We start from the raw sequence: 247 nt of genomic DNA on the forward strand, positions 1-247 counted from the left end.
TTTTCTGGCAGTTCTGACAATGTGAATGGCGTAAATGATTTTGTCGATGGTTTTATTTGTTATGGCCGTCCTCGCAACCGTTTATTGGCCGAGCAATTAAAAAAAATCCGTAAAAAAGTGGTGACGGTCGACTTTAATATTCATCGTAGTGCTTCGGTGAGTATCGATAATAAAGCCGGTGCCTATGAAGTGGCTAAATTGGCAATTCAATCTGAGCAAGATCAGGTCGCAATTCTTGGATTACGCT

The 247-nt window shown here is 40.9% G+C and carries 1 pseudogene; it reads left to right on the forward strand.

From position 1 onward, the window contains the following. Positions 1 to 247, forward strand: a pseudogene (locus tag AAEY62_RS24020) (LacI family DNA-binding transcriptional regulator); the annotation flags it as partial.

The organism is Pseudoalteromonas sp. GW168-MNA-CIBAN-0100 (assembly GCF_040309225.1).
GTDB lineage: Bacteria > Pseudomonadota > Gammaproteobacteria > Enterobacterales > Alteromonadaceae > Pseudoalteromonas > Pseudoalteromonas arctica.